Below are 5,179 nucleotides of genomic sequence, written 5' to 3' on the forward strand. Positions count from 1 at the left end.
CTAGCGCGACACTAACAAAGATTCGTCTGATAATGCCTCGAAACGTTTCTCTGAGTTTCGTTTCATAAAGGCCAACGGACAAGGCCGAAACCACAACTAAAAAAGCAAACAGACCTACGATTGTAAATAAATTGACCAAACTTACCGGAGGTGAACCGTAAAATTGAGTCACAACTTCGAAAGATAAATATCCTATATAACTAATAAAAATAGCCTCTAACATCATCAAAATGTTGGAGCGACGCACTTCTTTGCGATTACCAAAACTCATTTACTTCTTCCTCATATCACCGCAGTAATTCCACGGCTTTCGTCTCGGTATGACCAATAGACGTGAATTTGTCACTATTTTTAACTGTTTCAAATATATTATTGTTGTCGACTCAGTCCAAACCTTGTTACATTGTCGCGCAACGAGTCCAAACAGAAGTGGTGTAATTTACATGAAGAAAAGCAAAATAACATTCATGAATCTCATTTTTTTGCCAATATTAGCGTTATCCGGTTGCAGTAGTAAAAACGGAGCATTGCCAACCGCTACAACTTACCCCTCGATCACTACATCCGTCGATGATTACCAATATCTCATCGGCCCTGGAGATTCGGTGTCGATATTTGTTTGGCGCAATCCAGATATATCAGGTTCATTTATTGTAAGACCCGATGGCAAGGTGACCACATCTTTGGTGGAAGATGTTCAAGTTTCAGGCAAAACGCCAACCATGCTTGCACGTGAAATAGAAGAAAAACTCTCTAAATACATTAACAATCCTAGAGTGACGGTCAGTGTCAATAATTTTAATGGCCCACTTAGCGAGCAAGTTAGAGTCATTGGTGAGGCAACTAACCCACAAGCGATCAATTACGTAGAAAAAATGACCCTGCTTGATCTGATGATTGCAGTTGGAGGTCTTACAGAATTCGCAGCCGGAAATGGAGCTAAATTAGTCAGAACAGTAAATGGTGTCCAGAAAACATTTACCGTTAAAATCGATGACTTAATTAGTGAGGGCGATATAGGCCAGAATATTGATATTCTTCCAGGTGATATACTAATCATACCTGAAGCTTGGTTCTAAAAGAAAACGAGAAATTAAATGCAGGATTTACAGAAATCGATAGATCAATTAGTCGATTATATAAAGGGTGTGTGGGTCAAAAAAAGATACGTGATCATATCAACGTGGTTGATTTGTCCTTTAGGCTTTTTTTATGTTGCTTCATTACCAGACGTATACAGCTCCGAAGCAAGAGTGTTTGTTGACACTCGTTCAGTGTTGCAGCCGCTATTAAAAGGTTTAGCGATTCAAACAAACCCTGAGCAGGAAGTTCAGATGATGGTTAAAACCTTACTCAGTCGAGAAAATCTAGAGGCAATCGCGAGGGACTCTGATCTGGATATTAGTACCAAAAATGCCGCTGAATATGAAAATTTAATCAAGTCATTAAGTAGTGAAATTAATTTAAGGTCGGCGGGACGTGATAACTTATTCACTATTTCTTACGCACATAAGAATCCTCAAATGGCCAAAACAGTGGTCCAGAAAACCCTCGATTTATTTGTTGAAGGTACTAGAGGTAATTCACGCCAAGACTCTGAGTCAGCTAGTCAGTTTATAGACGAGCAAATAAGTGAATATGAAACAAGGCTAAATGAAGCAGATCAACGATTAGCTGATTTCAAAAGGAAGTATGCTGACATACTGCCAAATCAAGGCTCCTTTTATCAGAATTTCAATATGTTAGAAACGAATTTAGAACAAACAAAGCTCACTATTCGAGAAACCGAACAGCAAATGAAAACGCTGACAGATCAAATTAAGGGTAATAAACCTCAATCTGATAGTTTTGCAGTGAGAGAATCTAACTCTAACGTGACATTAACCACTCGCTTTGATTCTCGAATCGAAGCATTAGAAGGAAAGCTTGACGAATTAATGCTCAGATACACGGAGCTGCATCCTGATGTCATAGAAACTACCGACCTTCTTAACAATTTAAAAGATCAAAGAACCAAAGAATTAGAAGAGTACTATGCAAACCGTGGCGATGATGAAAGTACTGATTTGGTAGGTTCTATCTCTAGTGAGCTTCGCCTAGAAGCAAATAGATTACAAAGCTTAATAGCCTCTTTGAAAGTTAGGCAAGCAGATTATGAATCAAAAATTGAAGTGTTAAAGCAAAAAATAGATCTTGTACCGCAAATAGAAGCTGAATCGACAGCGCTGAACCGCAACTATGGTACGACTAAAAGTAAGTACGAAGAATTGCTCTCTCGAAAAGAGTCTGCAGAGTTGGCGCAAAAAGCTGATATCTCATCAGATGATGTGAAATTTAGAGTGTTAACTCCTCCACTAGCTCCAACTAAACCGAGTGGTCCTAACAGGCTAATTGGTTACACCTTGGTATTGCTACTTGGCTTTGGCTCAGGTTTAGGTATTGCATTTCTGATTAGTCAAATAAACCCTATATTAATCAGGGGCAGTCAGCTAACGTCTTTGACTTCCTATCCAGTGTTAGGAAGTGTTAGTCACTTAAATTTAGTCCAAATCGAAAAAACGAACCGAAATCGATTGATTGTATTCATTATATCATCGGGCTTAATTTTCTCTTTTTATGTTGCCTTGGTTGGTGCGGATATTATGTCTATTAACTTATATACGAGGTTCATCGCATGAACTCAATTGAAAAAGCTCTTTTAAGAAAGCAAGCAGATTCAAAGAAAGATGAACTTCAAAAGACAGAGGCAGATGAAATCAGTTCATTGGAACAACAAGCAGAGCTTAAGCAAACAGCATCGTTGGATGAACCAAACGAAATCAATAGCCCTTCATTTATCCAAATTGATTTAGAGAAATTAGAAGCAAAGGGCTTTGTAGCAAATAGTAGTACCAGTAGCCGTAAATTGATCAACGAAGAATATCGAGCGATCAAACGTAAAGTATTAAATAATGCTTTTGGTCCATTATCTAAATCCTTGAATAATAGTAATATTATTATGGTTACCAGCTCTAGACCAAGTGAAGGTAAAACCTTTACCGCTGTTAATCTAGCGTTAAGCATTGCATTAGAAAAAGATAAAACAGTACTTTTAGTTGATGCTGACGTTCTAAAACCAAACGTAATGCGTACCTTGGAACTAAAAAACCAAGAAGGTTTAATGGAATATCTATTGGGTGAAAAAACGGATATATCAGAGGTAATGTGCAACACCAATGTACCTAACTTAAGAATAATACCCGCAGGTAAATCCCATCATTTATCCACTGAATTATTGGCAAGTGAAAAGATGTCTCAAGCGGTAGAAGAATTTGCCAATCGGTACCCTGATCGAGTGGTTATTGTTGATACCCCTCCTCTTTTAGGAATAAATGAAACGGCTATTTTAGCTAATTTGGCAGGGCAAGCCATTGTTGTTACTGAAGAAAACAAGTCAAAATTGATCGATGTGCAAAAGGCTGTTGCTCATTTAAGCCCCGATATGGCTATCGGCTTTGTTGTGAATAAATCTCAAAGTTCGAACAAAGATGGCACTGGTTATGGTTACTACTATGCCGGTAATAATTAGTGGTTTATATCAAGCGATGTGCCAGCATTTCAATGAATAAAATTTCTATCGCCAGTTTAATCATTTTTCCTTGTTCTGCTTTTTCAGGAGAATTGACAGTCTTGCCTTCAATCAGTACTACGGGTTACTTGACACAAACTCAACTAGGCGAAGAAAGCAAAGACAATAATGTAGCTATTGCTTTTCAGCCCAAATTAGTGAGTGTTTATGATAGTAAAAAGGTTGATGTATCTTTAAGTCTCGAACAAACCTTAGTTCGGCAAAATGACGAGGGGGGAGATAAAAATTTCACCGACGCTAGCATAAATTCGATGGTCAATATAATCGATAAAACGCTATTATTTAGTGTTGTTGGAAATCAATCTTATCGTGCTTTAAATCAAGGACAAGATCTATTTAGCGACAAGCTTTTGGCATCTGGAGATCTGAGCAAAGTCAAAAATTATTCATCGAATTTAATGTTTACTTTACCCAACCCAAAATATTTTGGCTTGAATCTGACGACTGGTTATTCTGAAACGAGCTCTGAGCAATCATTAGACAGTAACAATGGACTCGATAGCAGTAATATTCTGGCGTCATCCCGCTTATATAGCGGTAGAAGATTGCAAATAGTAACCTTTGATTTCAGTGCTAATTACAACAAAAGCGACAGAACTAACCTAAGTGAATTCGAATCAACATCATTGAATGGTAATGTTAAATTCAAGATTTTTGATAAGTTAAGATTTGTATTAACTGGTCGAGATGAGCAATACAATTTTGATGAAAACAGTTCAGTCTCACGCCCCAGTTTAGACACGACCAGTTATGGTGCAGGTTTGGGCTGGTATGCACGTGACGATCGTTTTTTTCAACTAACTTACAATACCCTCGAAGAAGGTGATAATACCAATAACTTTGTAGGGTTCGATATGGATTGGGCCTTTAGTCAGCGTACATCTTTAAGTGCTAATTATGGCAAACGTTTTTACGGCGATGCTTATGCGCTGCAATTTGACTATAAAATGAAATATCTAAAAAGTAGTCTGCGTTACAGCGAAGATATTACAACCTTTGCCCGTTTAAGCCAGTCTACAAATTCATTAGGGCTTTTCGTTTGTGAATTAGGTGCTAGCGACTTTTCAACCTGCTTTCAACCACAAGAGTTGAATTATGAGTTACAACCTGGTGAACAGTTCATAACCTACAATGAGACTATTAGCGACATAACTGATGAAGTTATTTTATCAAAGTCTGCCAGATACGAACTAGCTTACGATAAACGTAAAATTAAAATATCCTTTAATCTTGGTTATCAACAAACTGAATATTTAGAGACTAACAGGCTACAAAAGTATAAAACTGCCGGTGTCGTTTTTAATTATGATTTAAGCAGAAAAACCAATATATCTCTAAATACCCAGTTAATTAATAGAGAAACCACTGACACAGAACAAGGCGAAGATACTCACTCAATAACCTTGTCAGGTAAACACAGTTTAAGTCGCAATGCGGATGTTGACTTGTCCTTTCGCTGGTTGGATCGAAACTCAGAAAATGAACTCAGAGATGCCACAGACAAACGCCTCACACTCGGTTTTACCTACTCCTTCTAACTCACTATTATTT

The 5,179-nt window shown here is 37.6% G+C and carries 4 protein-coding genes and 1 pseudogene; 4 read left to right on the forward strand and 1 reads right to left on the reverse strand.

The genetic code is table 11. The features are described 5' to 3' along the window. Positions 1-271, reverse strand: a pseudogene (locus tag NWQ57_RS04780) (sugar transferase); the annotation flags it as partial. A gap of 172 nt (positions 272-443) precedes the next feature. On the opposite strand from NWQ57_RS04780, the gene NWQ57_RS04785 reads away from it, so the two are divergent. From NWQ57_RS04785 to NWQ57_RS04800, 4 genes are read left to right on the forward strand one after another with little or no spacing between them, the layout of a single operon-like run. After that, a complete protein-coding gene (locus tag NWQ57_RS04785; protein WP_306020983.1) occupies positions 444-1,079 on the forward strand; it encodes an XrtA/PEP-CTERM system exopolysaccharide export protein in 636 nt (211 codons plus the stop codon). Positions 1,080-1,097: 18 nt separating this feature from the next. Further along, entirely contained in the window at positions 1,098-2,678 is a 1,581-nt protein-coding gene (locus NWQ57_RS04790; protein ID WP_306020984.1) for an XrtA system polysaccharide chain length determinant, read from the forward strand. Continuing rightward, positions 2,675-3,568, forward strand: a complete 894-nt coding sequence (locus NWQ57_RS04795) for an XrtA-associated tyrosine autokinase (protein WP_306020985.1) — start codon at positions 2,675-2,677, stop codon at positions 3,566-3,568. The genes NWQ57_RS04790 and NWQ57_RS04795 overlap by 4 nt, the downstream gene beginning before the upstream one ends. Positions 3,569-3,600: 32 nt before the next feature. Continuing rightward, positions 3,601-5,166, forward strand: coding sequence for a TIGR03016 family PEP-CTERM system-associated outer membrane protein (locus NWQ57_RS04800; RefSeq protein WP_306020986.1), 1,566 nt, complete (start codon positions 3,601-3,603; stop codon positions 5,164-5,166). Positions 5,167-5,179: the final 13 nt, after the last annotated feature.

It is taken from the genome of Paraglaciecola sp. (assembly GCF_030730205.1).
Taxonomy (GTDB): Bacteria; Pseudomonadota; Gammaproteobacteria; order Enterobacterales; family Alteromonadaceae; genus Paraglaciecola.